22 protein-coding genes are annotated in these 21,429 nt (G+C 62.7%); 11 read left to right on the top strand and 11 right to left on the bottom strand.

What is annotated here, in order from left to right; genetic code table 11:
• Window positions 1-19 precede the first annotated feature (19 nt).
• From JQ627_RS21915 to JQ627_RS21900, 4 genes are all read right to left on the bottom strand, one after another.
• Window positions 20-325: a hypothetical protein gene (locus JQ627_RS21915; RefSeq protein WP_014495712.1), complete on the bottom strand. Its 306-nt coding sequence runs from the start codon at window positions 323-325 to the stop codon at window positions 20-22.
• A 95-nt stretch (window positions 326-420) separates the two neighbouring features.
• Window positions 421-1,107 carry a DUF2161 family putative PD-(D/E)XK-type phosphodiesterase gene (locus JQ627_RS21910; RefSeq protein ID WP_212486217.1) on the bottom strand — a complete coding sequence of 229 codons (687 nt, stop codon included), beginning with the start codon at window positions 1,105-1,107 and terminating at the stop codon, window positions 421-423.
• Window positions 1,108-1,199: 92 nt separating this feature from the next.
• A complete protein-coding gene (locus tag JQ627_RS21905; RefSeq protein WP_212486216.1) occupies window positions 1,200-1,880 on the bottom strand; it encodes an SDR family oxidoreductase in 681 nt (226 codons plus the stop codon).
• 23 nt (window positions 1,881-1,903) lie between these two features.
• Window positions 1,904-2,647: a tyrosine-protein phosphatase gene (locus JQ627_RS21900; protein WP_212486215.1), complete on the bottom strand. Its 744-nt coding sequence runs from the start codon at window positions 2,645-2,647 to the stop codon at window positions 1,904-1,906.
• Window positions 2,648-2,715: 68 nt separating this feature from the next.
• Between JQ627_RS21900 and JQ627_RS21895 the strand changes: the two genes are divergently transcribed.
• Window positions 2,716-3,042 (top strand): MliC family protein, encoded by a 327-nt coding sequence (locus JQ627_RS21895; protein ID WP_212486214.1) that lies wholly within the window; start codon window positions 2,716-2,718, stop codon window positions 3,040-3,042.
• A gap of 111 nt (window positions 3,043-3,153) precedes the next feature.
• On the opposite strand, the gene JQ627_RS21890 is transcribed toward JQ627_RS21895, so the two are convergent.
• On the bottom strand, window positions 3,154-3,357 hold the full coding sequence (locus tag JQ627_RS21890) for a DUF2735 domain-containing protein (RefSeq protein ID WP_212486213.1): 204 nt from the start codon (window positions 3,355-3,357) through the stop codon (window positions 3,154-3,156).
• A gap of 534 nt (window positions 3,358-3,891) precedes the next feature.
• Here JQ627_RS21890 and JQ627_RS21885 point away from each other — a divergent pair.
• The 4 genes from JQ627_RS21885 to JQ627_RS21870 all read left to right on the top strand — a co-directional run bounded on the left by JQ627_RS21885 (window position 3,892) and on the right by JQ627_RS21870 (window position 7,379).
• Window positions 3,892-4,926 (top strand): glutamine synthetase beta-grasp domain-containing protein, encoded by a 1,035-nt coding sequence (locus JQ627_RS21885; RefSeq protein WP_008129886.1) that lies wholly within the window; start codon window positions 3,892-3,894, stop codon window positions 4,924-4,926.
• A gap of 195 nt (window positions 4,927-5,121) precedes the next feature.
• Window positions 5,122-5,823: a GrlR family regulatory protein gene (locus tag JQ627_RS21880; protein ID WP_212486212.1), complete on the top strand. Its 702-nt coding sequence runs from the start codon at window positions 5,122-5,124 to the stop codon at window positions 5,821-5,823.
• Between the two features lie 18 nt (window positions 5,824-5,841).
• Window positions 5,842-6,525, top strand: coding sequence for a substrate-binding domain-containing protein (locus tag JQ627_RS21875; protein WP_212486211.1), 684 nt, complete (start codon window positions 5,842-5,844; stop codon window positions 6,523-6,525).
• Between the two features lie 32 nt (window positions 6,526-6,557).
• Entirely contained in the window at window positions 6,558-7,379 is an 822-nt protein-coding gene (locus tag JQ627_RS21870) for a tetratricopeptide repeat protein (RefSeq protein ID WP_212486210.1), read from the top strand.
• A gap of 144 nt (window positions 7,380-7,523) precedes the next feature.
• Here JQ627_RS21870 and JQ627_RS21865 read toward each other — a convergent pair whose 3' ends face one another.
• Complete coding sequence (locus JQ627_RS21865; protein WP_212486209.1) at window positions 7,524-7,982, bottom strand: hypothetical protein; 459 nt, start codon at window positions 7,980-7,982, stop codon at window positions 7,524-7,526.
• Window positions 7,983-8,083: 101 nt separating this feature from the next.
• On the opposite strand from JQ627_RS21865, the gene JQ627_RS21860 reads away from it, so the two are divergent.
• The 4 genes from JQ627_RS21860 to JQ627_RS21845 all read left to right on the top strand — a co-directional run bounded on the left by JQ627_RS21860 (window position 8,084) and on the right by JQ627_RS21845 (window position 12,272).
• Entirely contained in the window at window positions 8,084-8,233 is a 150-nt protein-coding gene (locus JQ627_RS21860) for a hypothetical protein (RefSeq protein WP_007591825.1), read from the top strand.
• Between the two features lie 271 nt (window positions 8,234-8,504).
• Window positions 8,505-9,227, top strand: coding sequence for a GrlR family regulatory protein (locus JQ627_RS21855; protein ID WP_212486208.1), 723 nt, complete (start codon window positions 8,505-8,507; stop codon window positions 9,225-9,227).
• A 226-nt stretch (window positions 9,228-9,453) separates the two neighbouring features.
• Window positions 9,454-11,373 (top strand): winged helix-turn-helix domain-containing protein, encoded by a 1,920-nt coding sequence (locus JQ627_RS21850; protein ID WP_212486207.1) that lies wholly within the window; start codon window positions 9,454-9,456, stop codon window positions 11,371-11,373.
• An 8-nt stretch (window positions 11,374-11,381) separates the two neighbouring features.
• Window positions 11,382-12,272, top strand: coding sequence for a hypothetical protein (locus JQ627_RS21845; protein WP_212486206.1), 891 nt, complete (start codon window positions 11,382-11,384; stop codon window positions 12,270-12,272).
• Between the two features lie 287 nt (window positions 12,273-12,559).
• On the opposite strand, the gene JQ627_RS21840 is transcribed toward JQ627_RS21845, so the two are convergent.
• Window positions 12,560-13,873: an adenylate/guanylate cyclase domain-containing protein gene (locus JQ627_RS21840; RefSeq protein WP_212486205.1), complete on the bottom strand. Its 1,314-nt coding sequence runs from the start codon at window positions 13,871-13,873 to the stop codon at window positions 12,560-12,562.
• Window positions 13,874-14,188: 315 nt separating this feature from the next.
• On the bottom strand, window positions 14,189-15,940 hold the full coding sequence (locus tag JQ627_RS21835) for a SulP family inorganic anion transporter (protein ID WP_212486204.1): 1,752 nt from the start codon (window positions 15,938-15,940) through the stop codon (window positions 14,189-14,191).
• 380 nt (window positions 15,941-16,320) lie between these two features.
• On the opposite strand from JQ627_RS21835, the gene JQ627_RS21830 reads away from it, so the two are divergent.
• On the top strand, window positions 16,321-17,943 hold the full coding sequence (locus JQ627_RS21830) for an ABC-F family ATP-binding cassette domain-containing protein (protein ID WP_212486203.1): 1,623 nt from the start codon (window positions 16,321-16,323) through the stop codon (window positions 17,941-17,943).
• Here the strand turns inward: JQ627_RS21830 and JQ627_RS21825 are convergent.
• On the bottom strand, window positions 17,940-18,923 hold the full coding sequence (locus tag JQ627_RS21825; RefSeq protein WP_212486202.1) for a glycerophosphodiester phosphodiesterase family protein: 984 nt from the start codon (window positions 18,921-18,923) through the stop codon (window positions 17,940-17,942). The two genes, JQ627_RS21830 and JQ627_RS21825, sit on opposite strands and share 4 nt — an antisense overlap.
• Window positions 18,924-19,068: 145 nt before the next feature.
• On the opposite strand from JQ627_RS21825, the gene JQ627_RS21820 reads away from it, so the two are divergent.
• Complete coding sequence (locus JQ627_RS21820) at window positions 19,069-19,944, top strand: MBL fold metallo-hydrolase (protein WP_212486201.1); 876 nt, start codon at window positions 19,069-19,071, stop codon at window positions 19,942-19,944.
• A gap of 95 nt (window positions 19,945-20,039) precedes the next feature.
• Here the strand turns inward: JQ627_RS21820 and JQ627_RS39115 are convergent, their stop codons facing one another.
• Both JQ627_RS39115 and JQ627_RS21810 read right to left on the bottom strand, forming a co-directional pair.
• A complete protein-coding gene (locus JQ627_RS39115; RefSeq protein WP_249143261.1) occupies window positions 20,040-20,663 on the bottom strand; it encodes a septal ring lytic transglycosylase RlpA family protein in 624 nt (207 codons plus the stop codon).
• A gap of 271 nt (window positions 20,664-20,934) precedes the next feature.
• Window positions 20,935-21,429 (bottom strand): hypothetical protein, encoded by a 495-nt coding sequence (locus JQ627_RS21810; protein WP_212486200.1) that lies wholly within the window; start codon window positions 21,427-21,429, stop codon window positions 20,935-20,937.

Below are 21,429 nucleotides of genomic sequence, written 5' to 3'. Positions count from 1 at the left end.
GGGCTAGGGAATTAGGCGGTCAGGTGCCGGTGCGCTTGTCGTTGCCGAAGCGGCGGACGACACGGCGTTCGACCACCACCGAGCGCTGCGCACCCTGTTCGCCTGCGATCACGCGCGTTGCGGTGATGCGGCCGTTGGTGCGGGCCTGCTTCTTGACCTCGGCCTGCACGATTTCGATCGGCATGCCCATCAGCGCTGCCGCGATCTCTGCCTGCTGCTCCTGATCGTCGGTGATGCCGACGGCGGCGAAGATCGCCTCGTCCAGGGTCGGCGGATCGTGGCGCACGCGTCGCGTGCCATATTTGGTATTCCAGTCTGCGCTCATATCGGCCTCGGTTTGATGCCGGGATACCTAGTGCCGGAGATGTTGCATTGCAATATGGAATCCGTGTGGCATCTCAGCTATGCACCGGTCGGGTGTCATGGCGGTGACGTGACACCGGCATCGCCTTCAACCCGCTGCTGCGGCCAGCGCTTCAAAGCGGCATGACCGGCCTCGGTGAGCCCGTAGATTCCCCGGTCCGCACGTTCGAACCAGCCATACACATTGTTAAGCAAGATCTTGCCGGCATCGGGAAAGCGCACGCGCAATTCGCGCACCTTTCGTGGCCCACCGACGAGTTCCGACGCACAGGCCAGCGCCTGCTGGCGATAGGCCGTCATGATCGGCGCGCGGGTGCTGCCACCGAGCACGGGGTCGCCCTGGCGGCGCTGATGCTCGGCGACCAGGCGTGAACGGACCTTTGGCTCGCGGCGCGGCGCTGCCGTCGGCGGCTTCACCAGCACCTCGACCTGGCCGCGGTCGGTCACCCCAAGCATACCGAAGCCGAGGCGGCGGCAGAGATTGCGATAACGCGCATCGCTCTCGCGCCCCTTGCCGCGGATCGACATCTTTGCGGCGATCCAGACCTCGTCGCCGGCGGGTGCACGGTCGACCGCCTGGAGGATCAGCTCGAGATTGAAGGCGAGCTTGAGCTCGCCGATCACCACCACGGGCGGATCACCGGCGCTGAGGCCGACGAGGTCGCAGCCGCCGATCTCGCCCTTGACCGTGAAGCCGAGCTCTTCGAGGAAGCGTTTGACGGGTAGATAAAGCGCGGTTTCCACGGCAGGTCCGATCGGAGAATCAGTTGCGAGCAGTCTAGAGCCTTCCCGGCTCCGATTGAATCGGAGCGGGGCGCATCAGACCAGAACTGCGACTACACCCGCCCGCCGACCGGGATCAGCGCGCCGGTGACGCCGCTCGCGGCATCGCTGACCAGGAACAGGATCACCTCGGCGAGCTCCTGCGGCGTCACCCATTTGGAGAAATCCGCTTTCGGCATGTCGGCGCGGTTGGCCTTGGTGTCGATGATCGACGGCAGCACCGCGTTCACGGTCACCTTGCCTTTCCACTCGTTGGCAAGCGCCTCGGTGAGGCGATGCACGCCGGCTTTCGACGCCGCATAGGGGGCCATGCCGGAACCTGCCTGAAGCGCGCCCATGGCGCCGATATTGACGATGCGGCCGGCCCCGGACGCGGCGAGATGCGGCAGCGCCGCGCGCGAGGTGTTGAGCGCCGTCAGCACGTTGAGCGCATGCATGCGCTGCCACGTCCTGATGTCGCCATCGCCCACCGTCTCGAACGCGAAGCCGCCGGCGATGTTGATCAGCGCATCCAGCCTGCCGAAGTGCTTTGCCGCCGCCTCGACCGCCGTCTTCGCCTGTGCTGCGTCGGACAGATCGACGGCGCCGATCTCGATGCGTTCGGGCGTTGCTGACATCTGCGAGGGCGCGTGATCGATGCCGGCCACACGCGCGCCGCGCGCCAACGCTGTCTCGGCGACAACCTCGCCAAGTGCGCCGAGCGCGCCCGTCACGATCAGAACCTTGCCTTGCATCGTCGTCCTCCCGGCACGGCCGCCTACGATTGCAGATAACGCGCCTTCAGCGCGGTCTGCTCCGGTGTGCCGAGCTTGAGGCCGTCGCGCAAGTAGGTTTCGAGATCGCCATATTCGCTGCCGACGGCCTCGAAAGCAGCAGCGAGATACGAGGCCTCGACGCTGCCGATCGCGTCGAGGACGTCGGCGGGAAGATCGGAGGCGTTCGATGCGTCACGTCTGTAGTGTTGGTTGGTCAACAGGTAGTCCTCGGCAATGACGTCGTCGGCCACGCCGAGCGCGTGCAGGATCAGGGCGCTTGCAAAGCCGGTGCGGTCCTTGCCGGCGGTGCAGTGGATCACCAGCGGCGCACGGTCTTCCAGGAGATGGCCGAACAGGAGACGGAAACTGGTCGTGTTGTGGCGGACGTAGTTGCGATAGGATTCTCGCATGAGTTCGAGCGCAACCGGCGCGGTGAGCCTGCCCACGGCAAGCTCGGCGCGCAGCGCGGCCACGACCGTCGGCTCGATCGGCAGCGAATGCACCGTGATCTCGTTCACGGCGCAGACGCCGGCCGCGCGCTCCTCGACGCCGCGAAAATCGAAGGCACTGCGCACGCCCAGCCCGCGGACGATCTCGACGTCGGCGGGCGTGAGCTGGCCGAGATGGTTGGAGCGAAAGATGTGACGCCAGAGCGTGGTGCGGCCATCCGAAGTCGGATAGCCGCCGAGGTCGCGAAAATTGCTGGCGCCTTGCAAGGCGAGGTGACGGGCAGGTGAATCTGGCATGAGATCAGCTTGGGTTAAGTTTCCACTGGGCGCACTACGGCGTCCTTGCGTGCATTCAGGGGGCAATCATGGGCCGGCACAAGGCCATTGTTTTGGCGATCACCATGCTGTCGGGCGGAATTATCGGTGCGGGACAGGCGGACGCGCAGACGTTCCGGACCTATCGCTGCGCCGATGGTACGCAGTTCATCGTGGGATTTTATGACGATGACAAACGCGCCTTCCTCCAGATCGACGGCGAACCTGTCACGCTGAAGAAGCGGCTGGAGTTTTCTGGTACGCGCTATTCGGGGGCAGGGATCACGCTGAGGATCGGCAAGACCGGCGCGACCACGGTCAAGCATCTGAAGCGGCCGGTCACGGCCTGCGCGGTGATCGAAAAGCCCGCGCTCTAGCCGGGAGTCCACCAGGAATCAAAAAGGGCCGAAACATCGTTGTTTCGACCCTTTTTCAAACTGCCGCTAGACGCTTGCGCGAGCGCGGCGGTATTACACCGACCATAGGCATCAGCGTTCCCATTTGGGCTTTGCTTCGTCGACCGCTTCCTGGTGGTACCAGCTGTCGCTGCAGATCGACACGTTCGCAGGAAGCGAAGCGTGATCGGCAGGAAGACGGGTCTCGCCATAGCGGCGTCCGGCGAGAGCCGCGCGGCCCCCGGCGGGGAATTGATAGATCTTCGCAGATCCATGACTCAGACCATTATTCATCATTGCGATTGCTCCTGGGTCGAAGCGCCTTGGCCTCCATGGTGCGCCCGACTCGTTCGATTGTGGTTACTGGATTCCCCATATCGGCCGCGGATCCCGAATTGGAAAGTGCTGAAAAGGAAATCAGTTGCTGCCCAATCTGTAGGCAGGTGACCCTCTGCACCCCCTAAGGCACCATGTCGGTGGCTAACGCCTGGGCCATTCCAAAGGTTGCTAGGCAGGGGCGCCCGACTTTGCAAAAATTGCCGGACGTTGATGCGCGTTTCATCGGCAACCTCCGGCAATGCGGCATCTGCTCCAGAATCAGGCGTTTTCCGCGGGATTTTTGCAGTGCAGCTTCACGGGAAGGTGCGCGTCTATGACGCACCCTGCTGTGGAGGCTTGGTGCGGGCAGGCCGACCCCGGCGACGGTGGAAAACCTCCCGCGCTGCGGCCTTTTGGCACGCAAAATGCTTGTAGAGGGTCGGCCGATGATGGCCGGGTACAAACGTGCGGGGCTCTCAACCCCACCTTTCGCATCATCTACAGAGAGGCTCAATGACCAAGTATAAGCTCGAGTACATCTGGCTCGACGGATATACGCCGACTCCGAACTTGCGCGGCAAAACTCAGATCAAGGAATTCGCGTCGTTCCCGACGCTCGAGCAGCTTCCGCTTTGGGGCTTCGATGGCTCCTCCACGCAGCAGGCCGAAGGCCACAGCTCCGATTGCGTGCTGAAGCCGGTCGCCGTGTTCCCGGACGGCGCGCGCACCAACGGCGTGCTCGTGATGTGCGAAGTCATGATGCCCGATGGCAAGACCCCGCACGCCTCCAACAAGCGCGCCACCATCCTCGATGACGCCGGCGCCTGGTTCGGCTTCGAGCAGGAATACTTCTTCTACAAGGACGGCCGTCCGCTCGGCTTCCCGGCCTCGGGTTATCCGGCCCCGCAGGGTCCGTACTACACCGGCGTCGGCTTCTCGAACGTCGGCGACGTCGCCCGCAAGATCGTCGAAGAGCATCTCGACCTCTGCCTGGCGGCCGGCATCAACCATGAAGGCATCAACGCGGAAGTCGCGAAGGGCCAGTGGGAATTCCAGATCTTCGGCAAGGGCTCCAAGAAGGCCGCTGACGAAATGTGGATGGCCCGCTACCTGATGCTGCGCCTGACCGAGAAGTACGGCATCGACATCGAGTTCCACTGCAAGCCGCTCGGCGACACCGATTGGAACGGGTCCGGCATGCACGCCAACTTCTCGACCGAGTATATGCGTACGGTCGGCGGCAAGGAGTACTTCGAGGCGCTGATGGCAGCCTTCGACAAGAACCTGATGGACCACATCGCCGTCTACGGCCCGGACAACGACAAGCGTCTGACCGGCAAGCACGAGACCGCGCCGTGGAACAAGTTCAGCTACGGCGTTGCCGATCGCGGCGCTTCGATCCGCGTGCCGCACTCCTTCGTCAACAATGGCTACAAGGGCTATCTGGAAGACCGCCGTCCGAACTCGCAGGGCGACCCATACCAGATCGCTTCGCAGATACTGAAGACGATCGCGTCCGTGCCGGCTGACAAGAAGGCGGCGGCCTAAGATCCTCCCGACCCGGGCTGGGGGGCTGGCCCGGGTTGGTCTTCAATCCGCCGGAGCTGCAAGGCTCCGGCGGATTTTTGCATTTTGATGACGCGCGTTCCTGTGGCCTGCCAGGCTTGTCCGCGTGAAACTTGTCCATCGCCGTCGAAAGCGGGATAGAGTGCCTCTGGATGCGCGCAGGGCCGGGGACGGCTGGTGTTTGAAGGCTTCTACAAGGTGCGATTTCAGCTCGGCGACAGTATCGGCCGGAGCGTGATGCATGCCGGCAATGGCAAGATGCTGGGCGGCAATTCGGCCTTCGCCCATATCGGCACCTATGAGAGGACCGAAGGCGGCGTCGACATCGTCATCAAGACGGTCCGCCACAACCCGGACCCGAACTATCGCGCCATGGCCGGCACCGACGATGCGACCTTGCTTGCGAAGGGCTGGGCCGATGGCGATCTCTATCGCTTCAAGGGCGAGCTGAAAGAGCTGCCCGGCGTGCCCTTCCAGTCGGTGATGACGCCGATCACCGAAGACGAGGTGCCGATCGCGGGCGGCGTCGGCGAGGCCGGCATCACCGACGGTCTCTATTCGGTTCACCTGCGCATGCTCGACGGCGTCGACGGCGGTCTCACCGGCGTGATGCTGCTCAACCAGGGCCGTATCCTCGGTGGCGACGCCGCGTTCTACTATCTCGGCAGCTACACCGCCGCGAATGGCCGCTGGAAGGGCCAGATCCTCAACCAGGAGCACACGCCGGCCAAGGACGATCCGATCTTCGGCGGCCACGAGGTCGGCATCGGTTTCTCCGGCAGCTATGATGCAGAGCAGGCGGTGCTGGAGGCAACGGCGCTCGCCGGCAAGCGCAGCCTGCGCCTGACCGCCGCGCTCAAGCTGATGCACCGCGCCTGACCGCTACAGGAATAGCCCATGGAAAAAATTCGCATGCTCTCGACGCTCGGCCTGATGGGCGCGATGCGCAGCCTGTCCTCCGCCTTCGAGAGCGCATCGGGCATCCATGTCGATGCCGACTTCGCGCCAACCCTGGCACTGCTCAAGCGCCTGCGTGCCGGCGAGGCCGCCGATCTCGTCATCCTCACCCGCGAGGGGCTCGACGAGATGATCGGCGAGGGCCGCGTGATCGCCGAGAGCGCGGCCGATCTGGCGCGCTCCTTCGTCGGCATTGCCGTGCGGGCAGGGCAGGCGCATCCCGATATCGGCGGCGAAGCCGCGCTCCGCAAAACACTGCTCGCGGCGCGGTCCGTCGCCTATTCGCGGCTGGGCGCAAGCGGTGTCTATTTCGCCCAGCTGATTGAGCGATGGGGCATCGCGGCCGAGATCAACGCCAAGGCCACGATCGTCGAGCAGGGCTTCACGGCGGAGCGGCTCGTGAATGGCGAGGCCGACCTCGCCGTGCAGCAGATCAGCGAGCTGAAGCAGGTCGACGGCATCGAGGTCGTAGGCCCCATTCCGCACGATTTGCAGACACCGGCCGTGTTCTCCGCCGGCCGCGTGGCCAACGCCAAACATGCCGAAGCGGCCGATCGGCTGCTGCGCTATCTGGCATCGCCGGACGTCGTCCCGGTGCTGCGCCAATCGGGGCTCGAGCCTTGAATTTGCCGGGGCAGAGACGCAACGTAGTGCCCATGCGGACTTGTCTCCTTGCCATCCTCCTCGCGCTTGCCGCGCCGTTATCGGCGCAGGCCCAATCGGCCGATCTCGTCCTGTGTGACCGGGTCGCGGCCGATCCCAGCGATCCCGACAAGCCGGCCGACGTGAGAGGCGTGGCGGAGATCGCTCCGTCCGACGTTGCGACCGCCGTCAAGTTCTGCAAGCAGGCCGCGTCATCCTCGCGGCGGGCGATGTTCGCGCTCGGCCGCGCCTATGCCGCCAACCGGCAGACGGCGGAGGCGATCGCCGCCTGGCGCAAGGCGGCCGACAAGGGCTCGAGCGCCGCGATGGTCGAGCTCGGCGTCGCCTACGGCACCGGCTCCGGTGTTGCGAAAGACGAAGCACAAGCGCGAAAGCTGTTCGAGCGGGCGGCGCAGGCCGGCAATCCCCGCGGTGTCAGCAATCTTGCCGCGCTCGGCGGCGCCGGCGGTGGTGCGCCGGCCGATCCCGCACAGGCGCGCGCGCTGCTCGGCAGGGCGGCCGAGACCAACGCGGAGGCGCAGTATCAGCTCGGCCTGATGCTCTCCAACGGCAACGGCGGCGAGAGGGACGACGTCGCGGCGCGCGCGATGTTCGAGAAGGCGGCGGCGCAAAACCATCCCGGCGCGCTGGAGCGGATGGGCGCCTTCGCGCAGGACGGCCGTGGCGGCGCGAAGGACAAGGACGCCGCAAAGGCCTATTACGAGCGCGCTGCCGCGCTCGGCGACGAGGACGCCAAGAAGGCGCTGGAGCGGATCCGCTGTCCCTATGCGATCAAGGACAAGCAGGGCAAGCTCGTCACCACGCTGTGCTTCTAACTTGCTCCGACGTCATTGCGAGCGCAGCGAAGCAATCCGGACTGTCAACGTGGCAGGACTCTGGATTGCTTCATCTCCAGCGCCAAACTACTTCGCAATTTTGTCGCGGGCTCCTCGCAATGACGGGCGTGGTCGATACTCCGACTACTTCATGTAATAGGCGAGATTGTTGCGGGCGTCGCGGTAGGTCGTCTCGAGAAAGTCGGGATATTGCGCGGCCGCCTGTGCCACCGCGCGCACGATGCAGTCCCAGAAATCGCCGTCCCAGTTGAAATGTGCCTCGGCCGCGCCCTCGAATTTGACGGCGGTGATGATGGCCTGCCGGATCGCATCGTCACTGGCTCGCGGATGGGCGCGCTTCACATGGCCGAACATCGGCCCTTCATGGGCATGATCGCGGTCGTGGCAATATTTCGCGCTGATCTGCTCGGGCGTGAGGGTGCGATTGACGCGGACCTCCTCGGCGGTCGGACGCCGCTCGATCGAATCCAATCGGTAGCGCCAGCGCCAGAGTTCGAAGGCCGCATCAAGCAGCGGCTGCTTCGCTGCGCTGGCGACGATCGCGGCGATCAGTTCCTCGGCTGATGGTTGTATCTGGTCCATGCCCCTTTGTCGTGAACTCGCGCCGGCGGGTTCGAACGAACCTCAAGGAGGAACCAGCTCCGGCACGGGCCGTTGAACCACAACGAGCGGGAGGCCCCATCATGATCCGCAAACTGGCATCCGGCGAATACCGCCTCTATTCACGCAAGGTGAATCCCAAGACCGGCAAGCGCCGCAACCTCGGCACGTTCAGGAGCCGCGCGGCGGCCGAGAAGCACGAGCGCGAAGTGCAGTATTTCAAGCGTCACTAGCGCGTGAGGTGGGCTGCTCCGGGCAGGTCAGACAAAAAAGTCGAAAAACAACCCCATGCACAGTAGCCAAGTGGTTGAAATCGCGTCTTTACGGATTTTGCGAAAAACCGATTGACCCGTCGGGCAAAACAGGGGCATGATGGCATCATGCGGCGAGTGGGCTCCGCTCCCGGCCCTGCGCGGAAAAGCCGGATGGCTTCGGTGTGGCGACAGTGCTAGGTAGCCCGCGATTCTTTTTCCGATTTTGTTCCGATTTTGCGGGCTCAAGACATTGCTGGACGGACTCTACAAAGTTGAATACGGCGTTGGCGGCGCGTTCGGCCGCAGCATCATGTGCCTGCACGATGGCAAGATGCTGGGCGGCAATTCCGCCTTCGCGCATCTCGGGACTTACGACGTCAGGGACGGCGCGATCGAGGCCAACGTCATCACCGAACGCCACAATGACGATCCCAACTACAAGCCGCTGATGGGCACCGACGTGGCCGCGATCAAGGTCCGCGGCAGGATGGAGGGATCGACGATCCTGCTCGAGGGCAAGGCCGATCTCGAGGGCAAGGCCGATCCGATGCCCGACAGCGTGTTCTGGGCAAACCTCGCGCCGCTCGACGACGAGGCGCTGCCGCCGCGCGGCGCGGTCGGGCCGGGCGGGATCGCCAACGGGCTCTATGCGATCCGTCTGCGCACGCTCGACGGCGTCGATGCCGGGCTCTCCGGCGTGATGTTGCTGATGGACGGCCGCATCCTCGGCGGCGATGCGTTCTTCTACTACCTCGGTTCCTATTCCTCGGAGGAGGGCCGCTGGAAGGGCGAGATCGTCAACCAGGAACACACGCCGGCGAAGGGCGAAAATCCCGTCTTCGGCGGCAATGAGGTCGGGATTGGTTTCTCCGGGACTTGCACGGCGGAGAGCGGCGAGCTCGAAGGCATCGCGCTCGCCGGCAAGCGCAGCCTGCGCCTTGCGGCCTCGCTGAGGCTGATGCGGCGGGCTTGAGCGGAACCGCACGTCCTTCCGAAGTGCGTTACAAAACCGTGCGAATTTGCAAAAGCGCCAAGATGTGACTGACTGTCACATGGAATACGATGTCGCGGCGCTGCGATGATTTGAAAGCAATGCGCCCGCTGTTCCCCACTGCCGATTGACGCGCAGCTGTGCGCGACGAGCAGCTATTTCGCGCTGGCACGTTTCCTCTGGATGAGAGCTTGAGGACAGGCCTGTCATGGTCAGGAGTATCAGTTCTCCCGCAAGTTCCGATGCGGGAATATTCTTCGGCGACTTCCAACTGGACAGGTTTCGTCGACAGCTCCTGAGGGATGGAAATGAAGTTCGGATCGGTTCACGCGCTTTCGACCTCCTGGTCGCCCTGACCGATCGGGCCGGCGAACTCGTCAGCAAGCGCGATCTCCTGATGTCCGCGGGGCGCGACGTTGTCATCGATGAGGCTGCCCTGAGAGTGCACGTTGCTTCCCTTCGCCGGACTTTGGGCGAAGGCCGTTACATCGTCACCGTTTCTGGCCGAGGCTACAGTTTTGTGGCGCCGATCGAGCGCAAACGCCGTGACGGGCCTTCATCTTCTGGATACGTTCCGCCACCCAGGCCCGGCCGGCAATTCCAGTCGATGCCCAGATTGCTCGTTGGGCGGGACGAGGTCGTCGACGACCTCTGTGCGGTGATCATGAAGCAACGTTTTGTCAGCATCGTTGGAGCTGGCGGTATCGGCAAGACGACCGTGGCCGGGGCTATCGTTCGGCGGCTGGAAGCGGAGTTTGGCGATGACGGTGCCGTATTTGTCGATCTGGGCGCCATTTGCGAGCCTGGCTCGGTTGCCGGCGCGGTTCTCTCAGCAGTTGGTTGCTCGCTCGGGGGATCCGACGCCCTTGCTGATCTCTTGAGGTTCGTTGCCGATAAGCGAATTCTGATCGTGCTGGATAGTTGCGAGCATCTCCTCGACGCATCCGCGGGTTTGGCTAGCCAGCTGTTCCATGCCCGCGATGTTTGTCTGCTCGTCACCTCGAGGGAAGCATTGGACGTCGAGGGCGAGATTGTGCATCTCCTCAGCCCACTTGCCTGCCCAACCGACGACGTTCCGAGCGCGGCTGACGCGATGACGGCCCCGGCGGTGAGGCTGTTCCTGGAGAGAGCCTCGCTCGCTGGCTTTGAGGGTGCGCTGAGCGACGCTGATGCGCCGGTCGTTTCCGAAATATGCCGTCGCACCGACGGAATTGCACTCGCGATCGAGCTGGTTGCCAGCCGAGTGGGGACTTACGGGCTTCGGGGCGTTGCGGGCTTGCTTGCCAGCGACCTGGAGCTGTCACTGACCGGCCAGCGGAACGCTGTCCCACGACACCGCACGCTCCAGGCGATGCTCGACTGGAGCTTTCGCCTGCTTGCCGAAAGCGAACAGCGCGTTCTTTCCAATCTGTCCATATTTGTCGGCTTGTTCACGATCGAGGCCGCTTGCTCTGTTGCGGGAGTTGGAGAGCGCAAGAGTGCGGAAGTCGAGATGGCAATCGCGAGGCTGGTGGACAAATCGCTCGTCTGGGTCCATTCGGTCGGCGATACCGTGTTCTATCGTTTACCCGATACGACACGCACATACGCTGCGGCCAAGCTGGAGGATCTCGGGGAGATCGAGCTGATTTCCGAGCGTCACGCGTGCTATTTCGGCGCCTTCTTCAAGGCGATCGCGCTCGAGCATGGCGCGTATGCCGACATAGGGCGCTATTCGCCTCACATCGGAAACGTGCGAAAGGCACTTGAGTGGAGCTTCTCGAAAGAGGATTGCTCGATCGGGATCGAGCTTGCTGCAGATTCCTCGCCTTTGTTCCTCGGTCTGTGGTTGCTGGTCGAGTGCCGGCGTTGGTCGGGAGCGGCACTGACAGCGATTACGAATTTCGGTGGATTGTCGCATCGAGAGGCACGCTTGCAGGAAGCGTACGCGGTCTCATCATTGCATACATTGGGCAACACGACCGAAGTTCAGGCAGCCATACGGCGCGGGTGGAACTTCACGAGGCGCGAGAAGAAGCATTGCCACAACTGCGTCTGCTGGCTGGTCTCAATCTCTTCCTTACGAGGCTCGGTGACTTTGAAGGAGCGTTGGCCGCAGCAACAAGATGCAGAACTGTCGCGGAGCTGAGTGGCTCATTGAGCGACAGGATTATTGCCGAATGGATGCTGGCGGCAGCTTACCATCTGGCCGGTGATCAAGTCGCGGCCATGAAGCATTGCAGGTGCGGTTTTGAGCTCGAGAAGGCAATTGGCCGGCTCGACATCAATTTGTTCGGGTATGATCACCATCTGCGCGCTGAGATCGCGCTGGCGCGGTCTCTCTGGTTGCTCGGCTCCCGCAAGCAAGCTTGCAAGCAGGCGCTCGAGGCGATGAACGAGGCTACCCGGTTGGCTCCTGCGGCAAACTACTGCATGGCGGTGGTCCACTCCGTCCCGGTGCTGCTGTGGAATGGGAACACTGGCGACGTTGCCGATCATGTCGATCGTGCAATCTCACTGGCTGAGAAGCATTCTCTCCGCGGTCTTGCGGCTGCCGCTGAGGCTCTGAAGGGAGAGTGGCTCTTCATGAGCGGGAGGCCCGCGGCCGGGGTTGAAGCGTTGCGCCAGGCGCTCAAGGCGCTCCACCGAGAGCAACTCCATATGGTCATACCCGCCGCATCCCGGGCTCTCGCCGATGGACTTGCTCGAAGCGGAATACATGAAGAGGCGCGCGAGACCATTCAATCGGCAATTCTGTCCGCTGAGCGGATGCGCCAGATATTCTGGATGCCGGAACTGCTACGCACACAGGCGCAAATCATCCTGATGAGCCCAAATCCGGACCACGCGGCAGCAGAATTGGTGCTTCGACAGTCCATGGATCATGCAAGGCGCCAACGCGCATCGGGGTGGGAGCTGAAGGCCGCAGCTCCGCTGGCGCGGTCAATGAAGGATCGAGGCCGTGGGGTCGAGGCGCGCACGATGCTGCAACAGGTCTTCGATGCACGCTCAGTGACGTCACGGTCGACTGGTCCTCGCATGCACTGAACATTTCGAGTGCAAAATATTGGCCTGGCCGGGCTCCAGTGGGTCCGGCAGGTGTCAGAACTTTTCATTTTCTAACGCGCGCCAAGCTTCGGCGTGGCGATAGCGTCACTCTCCGGAATTGGGTCATCGGGTTGCGTCCGATTTCTCAGTCGCATTTGATCTGATCAACGGTCCGACAAAGGTGTCTTATCGACCCCAAGACTTGTCGCCCCCAAGACGACATCTGGCGCCCGTTTTGCGAAAGCACCTGAGTTGCAATGAACCGGAATCGCAGGATTGTTGGACAGTCATCGCTCGACTGCAAATATGCGCCATTCGCCGGGAACACCCTTCAGCGATCGGGCACCACGGTCGCCGAACCGTAACGCTGACCCGGCCACCAGTTCTTTGACGGTACTCGATACCAGGACCTCGCCCGCGCCTGCGAGCGCTGCAACGCGTGCACCGATGTGGACGGCGATGCCGCCAACATCGTCATCGCTCATTTCGCACTCGCCCGTGTGCAGTCCCGCGCGGATTTCGATGCCCAGAGATCGAACCTCTTCGGCTATTGCGCACGCGCAGCGCACCCCGCGTGCCGGTCCATCAAAAGTGGCCAGAACGCCGTCGCCAGTCGTCTTCACTTCGTGCCCGCGGAAGCGATCGAGGTTGCGTCGGATTGTGGCGTGATGGGCATCAAACAGATCGTGCCAACGGCGGTCGCCGAGTGCAGCCGCCTTCTCGGTCGATCCAACGATATCGGTAAAGAGAACCGTAGCGAGCACCCGATCGACGGTGACCGGCGCGCGCACGCCGGTCAAGAATTCCTCGATCGTATCCGCAATAAGATCGGCGTTGTCGCCGAAAAAGGGAGGGTGGTCAATTCCTGGAAGCTCGACGTAACGAGCTCCGGAGATATGCTCAGCCAGATAACGGCCCCCCTCCACATTGATTGCTCTGTCGCCGGTGCGGTGAACGACAAGGGTGGGAATCCGGATCGTTGGCAGGACGTTACTAATATCGATTTGACTATTCATGCGCATGAGTTCGGTCGCCGCAGCGGGGCTCGCCCCCAAGCGCTCAAATCTGCCCATCCATTGTTGTGCGGCCGGATCGTTGGCAAGGGAGGGAAAAAAGATGGCTATACTGGCGCCAGAACCCCAAGCCTGATCAATATATGCAAGGAACTCTGACAGATCCTTATCTGTCGGTAGCCAGGATGAAAATTGCGCAAAGCCGCCGTAGAGGATCAGCGCACGGGATCGTGCCGGATAGGTGGCAGCGAACAGCGCTGCCAGAGATGCGCCTTCCGATGCTCCAAGGAGCGCCGCCTGTTCCATGTTTGCGGCGTCCATAACTGCCCGAAGGTCGTCCATACGTTGGTCGAGGCCCGGAAGCTCCGGGACGCGATCGGACATGCCTGTCCCACGCTTGTCAAACATTGCCACCCGAGCAAAGGATCCCAGCCGCAACAGCCATCGAGCGACTTCGGGATGCTCCCAGTAGACCTCAATGTTCGACACGAAATAGGGAGCGAGAACCAGATTAATCGGCCCGTCGCCAAACAGTTGGTAAGCGATATGGACGTCGCCGCTTTTCGCGTAGCGAGTGACCGGTTGCATGGATGGTCTCCCCGGCCTCGGTCGTCGCAGTCCGCTCGGAGTGTAGCAGCAAGACGGATACCGGCAAAGGTTGAATATCTCGGCTTGGCCCTCGTCGGATATGTGCCACCACGCTCATGATGTCCGTTGATATGAGCAAGCGGCCCGTTGTGATTGGTCGGATTGAAGTCGGGAAATGAACCCTAAGCGGAAGCTGATGCGGCGGGCGTAGCTCGGACTCATCGAAGCCGCGACCGCTTACGCGAGGAAGCGGCGTCGAAGCGGGGGTGGACGAATGCCGTCCTTGGGCCGGCCAGAAGCAGGCATTCACATCAGCTAAGGGCCGGCTTTGACATTTCGGCCCGCGAGTGGCTCGGAGTCTTGCTTGGCTTGATCCTCCCAGTCGTCCCAATCCACTTTGTTGATCTCGATATAGCGGGAGACGGCCACGCCGATTGTTGGGAAGAAATAGTGCTCACCAAGCTGCTCGTACACACCAAATCTCTTCAGCTTGTCTTTCACGGGGTCTTTGAGTTCTGCGAAGCAAAACTCGACACCCTGCGCGTGCAACGTCCGGTCCAGTTCGGCAACCACGTCGCACGCGGTGACGTCCACGCTCGTAACCGGCTCCGCGGCAACAACCAGCCAACGCACGGGTGTTGGCGACGTCGCGATGGCATCCAGGACACGCTCCCTGAAGAATTCCGCGTTGGCGAAAAACAGCGGCGCATCCCACCGAAACAGGACCAGTCCCGGAACTCGGCGAGCAGCCGGATATCTCGTGATGTCGTGATAACCCTTGATACCCTGGGCGCGCCCCAAAACTGCGGAGTGCGGCCGCCAGCCGTCCCAGAGGAACTCGATGATCGCGAGAGCGATCGCAAGACCGATTCCTGGAATGACGCCGAGCACCGCCACGCCGACGAAGCAGACGATCGACAGCCAGAATTCCCAGCGTTGAATGCGATAGATGCGCTTGAGGTCGGCAACTTCAATCAGCCCGATCGCCGATGCAATGACGACGGCGGCCAATGCGGCCGTGGGCAGATGCTGCAGCAGACTGGGCGCGACCAGCAGAAGCAGGGCGATGGCCAGCGCACCGACGACGCTGGTGAGCTGGGTGCGGGCGCCGGCGGCTTCTGCGACGGGTGTACGTGAGCTGCTGCTGCTGATCGGAAAGCCCTGAAAAAAGCCTGCCGCCAGATTGGCGGCACCAAGCCCGACCATCTCCTGATTGGGGTCGACACGCGACCCCAATCGCGCGGCGTAGGCGCGTGAAAGTACGCTCGTATCGGCAAACGAGACCATTGCTATTGCGCAACCGCCGAGCAGCACCGGGACGATGTCGCTGGAGGTGATCCACGGGACGACGAAGCCCGGCAGCCCCTGAGGAAGCGGCCCCAGCACCTTGACGCCGTACCGCGTCCCGAGATCGAGCACGCCGACGACGACAGTCGCCGCAACGACGGCAATCAGGATGCCCGGCAATTTGGTGTTCTTGAGAAGTAGAATCGCGGCCAACGTCGCGAACCCGATCGCGAACGCGACCCAATTGATCTGTCCAGCAAGGATCGCGTTGACGATCGCCCATAAGCTTCGCAACGGTCCTTCGCCCTCAATGGAAAAGCCGAAGAGTTTAGGCAACTGGCTGATCAAGACGGTCAGCGCAATTCCGTTCATGTAGCCGTAACGTATCGGCTTGGAGAGAAGCTCCGTGACAAAACCCAAACGCGCGACACCAGCCAGGATGCAAACCACCCCTGAGACGATAGCCATCATGCCGGCAAGCGTCACTGCGCGCACGGGATCGCCGTGAGCCAGAGGCGTGATGACGCCGAGAAGTATTCCCGCCAGCGCCGAGTCCGGGCCGAGGACGAGAATGCGGCTTGGGCCGAACAACGCGTAAGCCAGCAGCGGCACGATCGTGGCGTACAGGCCATAGATGCCGGGCAACCCAGATGCGACCGCGTAGGCGATTCCAACGGGGACCAGCATTGTCGCCAGGACGACACCGGCGAAAACATCGTGCGCAAGCCACGCGACTTCATATCGACGGAGCGCATTGAGTCCGGGCAACCAGTGCTTCATCAGTGGTCACTCCCACGCGCGAGACGCCTGCTGTTTCCGGCTATTCGCAGTCAATCTTCCTCAAGGTCCCCGCTATGGCGTTGCGCATATGGTTCAGCACCAATCCTCGACACCGGGTCGAGCCGGGTTTCCAGGAAGTCGACGTGATCTTCCTCGTCATGAAGCACCATCTCCTCATAACCTGACTCCTGACAGCGGCACCGGCAAGTCGCGATCAGGCACTGGAGGAGGCCGCGCATGCGGTTCGGACGGCGTCTTCGGGGCCGCAAGCAGACGGCGGGCTGGGATCGGCAGACGCGAAATCCGGGCCTGTCCGGGCTTCCCCTGGGCCCCCGCATGGCCTATGACGCTGCAACGCAAAAATCCCCCGAAAAGACCCCATGATCCGCCTCGACAACGTCAGCAAGCAAGCCGGCCACCAGATCCTGTTCATCGAAGCTTCCGCCGCCCTCAACAAGGGCGAGAAGATCGGCCTCGTCGGCCCGAACGGCGCGGGCAAGACCACCCTGTTCCGCATGATCGCCGGTGAGGAACTGCCCGACGAGGGGCAGGTGTCCACCGATCGCGGCATCACCATCGGCTATTTCAACCAGGACGTCGGCGAGATGTCTGGCCGCAGCGCCGTGGCCGAGGTGATGAACGGCGCGGGTCCCGTCAGCGAGGTCGCGGCCGAATTGCGCGAGCTCGAAGCTGATATGGCCGACCCTGACAAGGCCGATCAGATGGACGAGATCATCGCGCGCTATGGCGAGGTGCAGCACGCGTTCGAGGAGCTCGACGGCTATGCGCTCGACGGCCGGGCGCGCGAGGCGCTGTCCGGCCTCGGCTTCAGCCAGGAGATGATGGACGGCGACGTCGGAAAACTCTCCGGCGGCTGGAAGATGCGCGTGGCGCTGGCGCGTATTCTCCTGATGCGGCCGGACGTCATGCTGCTCGACGAGCCGAGCAACCATCTCGATCTCGAAAGCCTGATCTGGCTGGAGAAGTTTTTGCACGACTTCGAAGGCACACTGCTGATGACGTCGCACGACCGCGAGTTCATCAACCGCGTGATCTCCAAGGTGATCGAGATCGATTCCGGCTCGCTCACCACCTACACCGGCGACTACGAATTCTACGAGCAGCAGCGGGCGCAGAACGAGAAGCAGCAGCAGGCGCAGTTCGAACGCCAGCAGGCAATGCTCGCCAAGGAGATCAAGTTCATCGAGCGCTTCAAAGCGCGCGCATCGCATGCGGCCCAGGTGCAGAGCCGGGTGAAGAAGCTCGACAAGATCGAGCGGGTCGAGCCGCCGCGCCGCCGCCAGAGCATCGCGTTCGATTTCCCGCCGGCGCCACGCTCGGGCGAGGACGTCGTCGCCTTGAAGAACGTGCACAAGGGCTATGGCAGCAAGCGCATCTATGACGGCCTCGATTTCATGATCCGTCGCCGCGAGCGCTGGTGCGTGATGGGCGTCAACGGTGCCGGCAAGTCGACCCTGCTCAAGCTCATTGCCGGCGCGAGCGAGCCGGACGAGGGTACGGTGGCAGTCGGCGGCAGCGTCAAGATGGGCTATTTCGCCCAGCACGCGATGGATCTGCTCGACGGCGAGCGCACCGTGTTTCAGTCGCTCGAAGACCAGTTTCCGACCGCGGGGCAGGGATCATTGCGTGCGCTGGCCGGTTGTTTCGGCTTCTCCGGCGACGACGTCGAGAAGCGCTGCCGCGTCCTCTCGGGCGGCGAAAAGGCGCGCCTCGTGATGGCAAAAATGCTGTTCGATCCGCCGAACTTCCTGGTGCTGGACGAGCCGACCAACCATCTCGACCTCGCCACCAAGGAGATGCTGATCACGGCGCTGGCGGATTTCGAGGGCACCATGCTGTTCGTCTCGCATGACCGCCACTTCCTGGCGACGCTGTCGAACCGCGTGCTGGAGCTGACGCCGGAAGGCATTCACCAGTTCGGCGGCGGCTACACGGAATATGTCGCGCGCACGGGACAGGAAGCGCCGGGGTTGCGGAGCTAGTTTTTGCTCTTGCGCGAGATCGTGGCGATCGCCTCGATCTCGTTGGTCCAGATCCCGCCGGGATAGGCTTGCGGCAGCCGGGCGAACAGTTCGGGCGTATCGATGCCGGTGGAGAACTCGCCGCCGCTGTAGGGGCCGAGCACGAAGACCGCGCTGTTGGCGTCGGTCATGCGATTGAGGAAGCGATCGGGCCAGCCCCATAGCCAGGGGGCGGCGTTGATCGGTACCAGCACCATCGCGTTGCGGCAGGCGGCTGGCATCAGGCCGGTCCAGCCATAGCCGATATAGCGGATCAGGCAGCTCCGGATGGCCCCGCGCGAAATGGTGCGGACGTCCGGGACGAGGCCACGGATCACGTCGATGGGCTCGTCGCCGCCATAGACCATGATCGTCCGGCGGCGTTCGGCCGGGAGCGCGTTCAGCACGGCGGCAAGTTTCTCGCCTTCGTTTGGGTCCCGGCTCTTCACGTTGATCAGGAGTTTCTTGTCAGGGAAGGCGGCGAACACCTCCGACAATGTCGGCATCATCCCGATGCCTTTGCCGCGAAACGGGAATGTCTTGCCGCCGTCGGCCGTGTAGCCGTAGCCGATGTCGAGCATTTTCAGTTTCGCCATGCTCTGTTCGCGCGTGACGCCTTGGCCGTCGGTACGGCAGTCGAGAGTCCAGTCATGGAAGACGGCGAATTCGCCGTCGGTCGTCGGGTGCACGTCGAGCTCGACCACATCGGCGCCGGCGTCGAAGCTCGCATGCATCGAACGGAGGGTGTTCTCGAGGTAGTCATGCGCAGGCGGTAACATTCGCGCGGCGGTGCAGGTGTCGTTCCTCACATCGCGCTCGTCAAACCGCTGTGCCATGCCGCGATGCGCGAGCAGCACCGGTTTGCCGTCGCGATGCGGCGCCAGCAGATCGGTGTTGTTGATGTAGACGCCCGCGGCCACGGCAATCAGGACTGCCGTGGCGACTCTGAGTTTCCTGCCCACCAGATATTCCCCATTCCAGGGTTATCGTCGGCGGCGTTTGAGGTTGATTTGCGGCAATCGGGGTGCATGGGAGGCCTATGCGCCTCGCGGCTTGAACGGTCCTGTGTCGCCCGCTACGCTTCCTTAAAAAAGGAGCGAAACAACCATGAAGCAGCTCAGGATCGGCGACATCACCATCGATGCGGTGATCGAGCGGGAAGGGCCGTGGCGGCGGCCGCAGGATTTCTTCCCGGCCTATGACGAGGGCGTGTTCAAGCGTCATCTGCCGACGATGGAGCCGGAGGTGTTCGATGCGGCGCGCGGCATGATGGTGATCACCTATCAGACCTTTGTGGTGCGCACACCGCGCTACACGATCCTGGTGGACACCTGCACCGGCGAGGACAAGGGCCATCCGCCGCCGTTCGACTTTCCCGGCAAGGAGCGCTGGCGCAAGGAGTTGTTCGCGCTCGGCATCGGCTTCGAGCAGATCGACTACGTCTTCTGCACGCATCTGCACATCGACCACACCGGCTGGAATACGACCTTGCGCGACGGCCGCTGGGTGCCGACGTTTCCAAACGCGAAATACGTCTTCCACAAGGGCGAGTATGCGGCCTGGGAGGCCGAGCACGCCAAGGGAAACAATCCGCCGGGCACCGTGTTTCGCGACAATTGCCTGCCGATCGTCGAGGCCGGGCAGGCGTTGCTGGTCGACGATGACTACGCGCTCGATGACACCGTCACGCTGACGCCGACGCCGGGGCATTCACCTTGTCATTGCTGTGTGAATATCTTTTCGAAGGGTAGCCGCGCGGTGGTCGCAGGCGACCTCATGCATCACCAGATCCAGTGCCGCGAGCCGGACTGGTCGGCGAAGCCGGATTGGGATGCCAGGCAGTCGGCGGTCTCGCGGCGAAAGTTCTTCGTCTCCGTCGCCGACACCGACACGCTGATCCTGCCGATCCATTTCCCGGCACCGACGGTAGGGCTGATCAAGCCGCTCGGCGCAGCGTTCGACTACCGGTTCAGGCGGGACTAAGCATGTACGGAAGTTGCCGTTTCGGCTGAAGCAGTGGTTTCGCGCCGCTTTGATCACGGCCTGGGTCGCAGTCGATCTACGAAATGGGCCGGTCATTATTGAACGATTTGAAGCGTGACATTGACCACGCCCATCCTGATCATTCCAAGGGCTTCAGCCGCACGCGATGTAACGTCGATGATGCGTCCACGAACAAACGGACCACGGTCATTGACTCTCACGATCACGGACCTTCCGTTCGAGACATTGGTCACACGCAAGCGCGTTCCAAAAGGCAAGGACGGATGCGCCGCATGCAGCGCATGTTTGTTGAACCTTTCGCCGCTCGCGGTCATCTGATCTTCCGAGTAGAAACTCGCAAGCCCGGACAGGGGGGTGTGCCGTCGATGGTGCTTTTTATGAAATGCATGCTGATGCTTGCTCTTCCGATGCGTTGCTCGGCGAATTTCACCGTGAGCTTTCTGATCTTGCTCTGCTGTGCGCTGACGGCGTCGGGCTGGTTTGCCGGCAATCGGGGGGAGGTCGTTGGCGCCTGGCGAACCGTTTGGGTCGCGGGTATGGTCATGTACTTCCGGCTGCGTCGCGCCCGGGACAGTCGCGGACTTCGTTGTTCGACCGAACTTCGCGTGTGCAACGTCAATTCCGCCGTCGTATGCGATGCATGACGCGGCAATCGCGGTAGCAGCGAGCAATGCAGGTTGACCGCTCCATCGTTTCATGATGGCCTCCCAGCGCCTCAGCTGGTTGGAGTAGTTCGGTTCCAGGAATTGCCGGCTTTGACATAGGTCAACGTTGCCGTCCAAGACAGCGCGGCTTCAATCAGCGCTCAGCCGATGCGCGACGAGGGCTTGCCCAATTGCCCGTATACCGCCGCAAGGAAAAGTCGCTGGCCTTGGGGAAGCCAGCGGCTCTGGTAGGGGCATCGCGCGTAGCGGGTGCTACGCGAACTCCCAATCTAGGCCAAGGTGTAGGGCGTGCGTTGCACCGGGATCAGATGCCAAGCGCGCTGGAGATTTCGCCCAGGGTTGCTTTCTCGGCGTCACTGACCTGAACACCTCCACCGAACAAGCCTCCGCCTTCCGATGCAGCCTCGGCCGTCTTTTGACTAATTTGACGCAGCCAACCCTTGAAAGCCGCGGCATCACCAGGAGCTTTTGCAGCAAGCAGCGCCGTGACCTCGCACAACGATGCGATCGTCTTGCTCTTGATCTCGGTCGGCGTGCTCTTGCCGAGTTCTGCCTTCAACCCGTCATGAGCCGCGGCCCGGCCGTCGCTCGTCTGGAAGTCGGCGACCACAGCCTTTACCAAGGGGTTGGCATTGGGGTCGGTCGCCGCCTGGGCGAGTGCGGTGCCGCCGGCAAACGATTCCTTCAGAAGGCCAAACAGTCCGCTCGGCTCGGCCGCCGTAATGGCCATTCCTGCATTCATCGGGCTTCGCAAGAGGAGCGCCCATTCGTCCTTGGTGAAATTGGTCTTGTCGGCCAT

Source organism: Bradyrhizobium liaoningense (assembly GCF_018130785.1).
In the GTDB taxonomy this organism is placed as follows: Bacteria; Pseudomonadota; Alphaproteobacteria; order Rhizobiales; family Xanthobacteraceae; genus Bradyrhizobium; species Bradyrhizobium liaoningense_A.
Note: the sequence above shows the minus strand (reverse complement) of the source record. Positions and strands in the feature narration are given on the sequence as shown.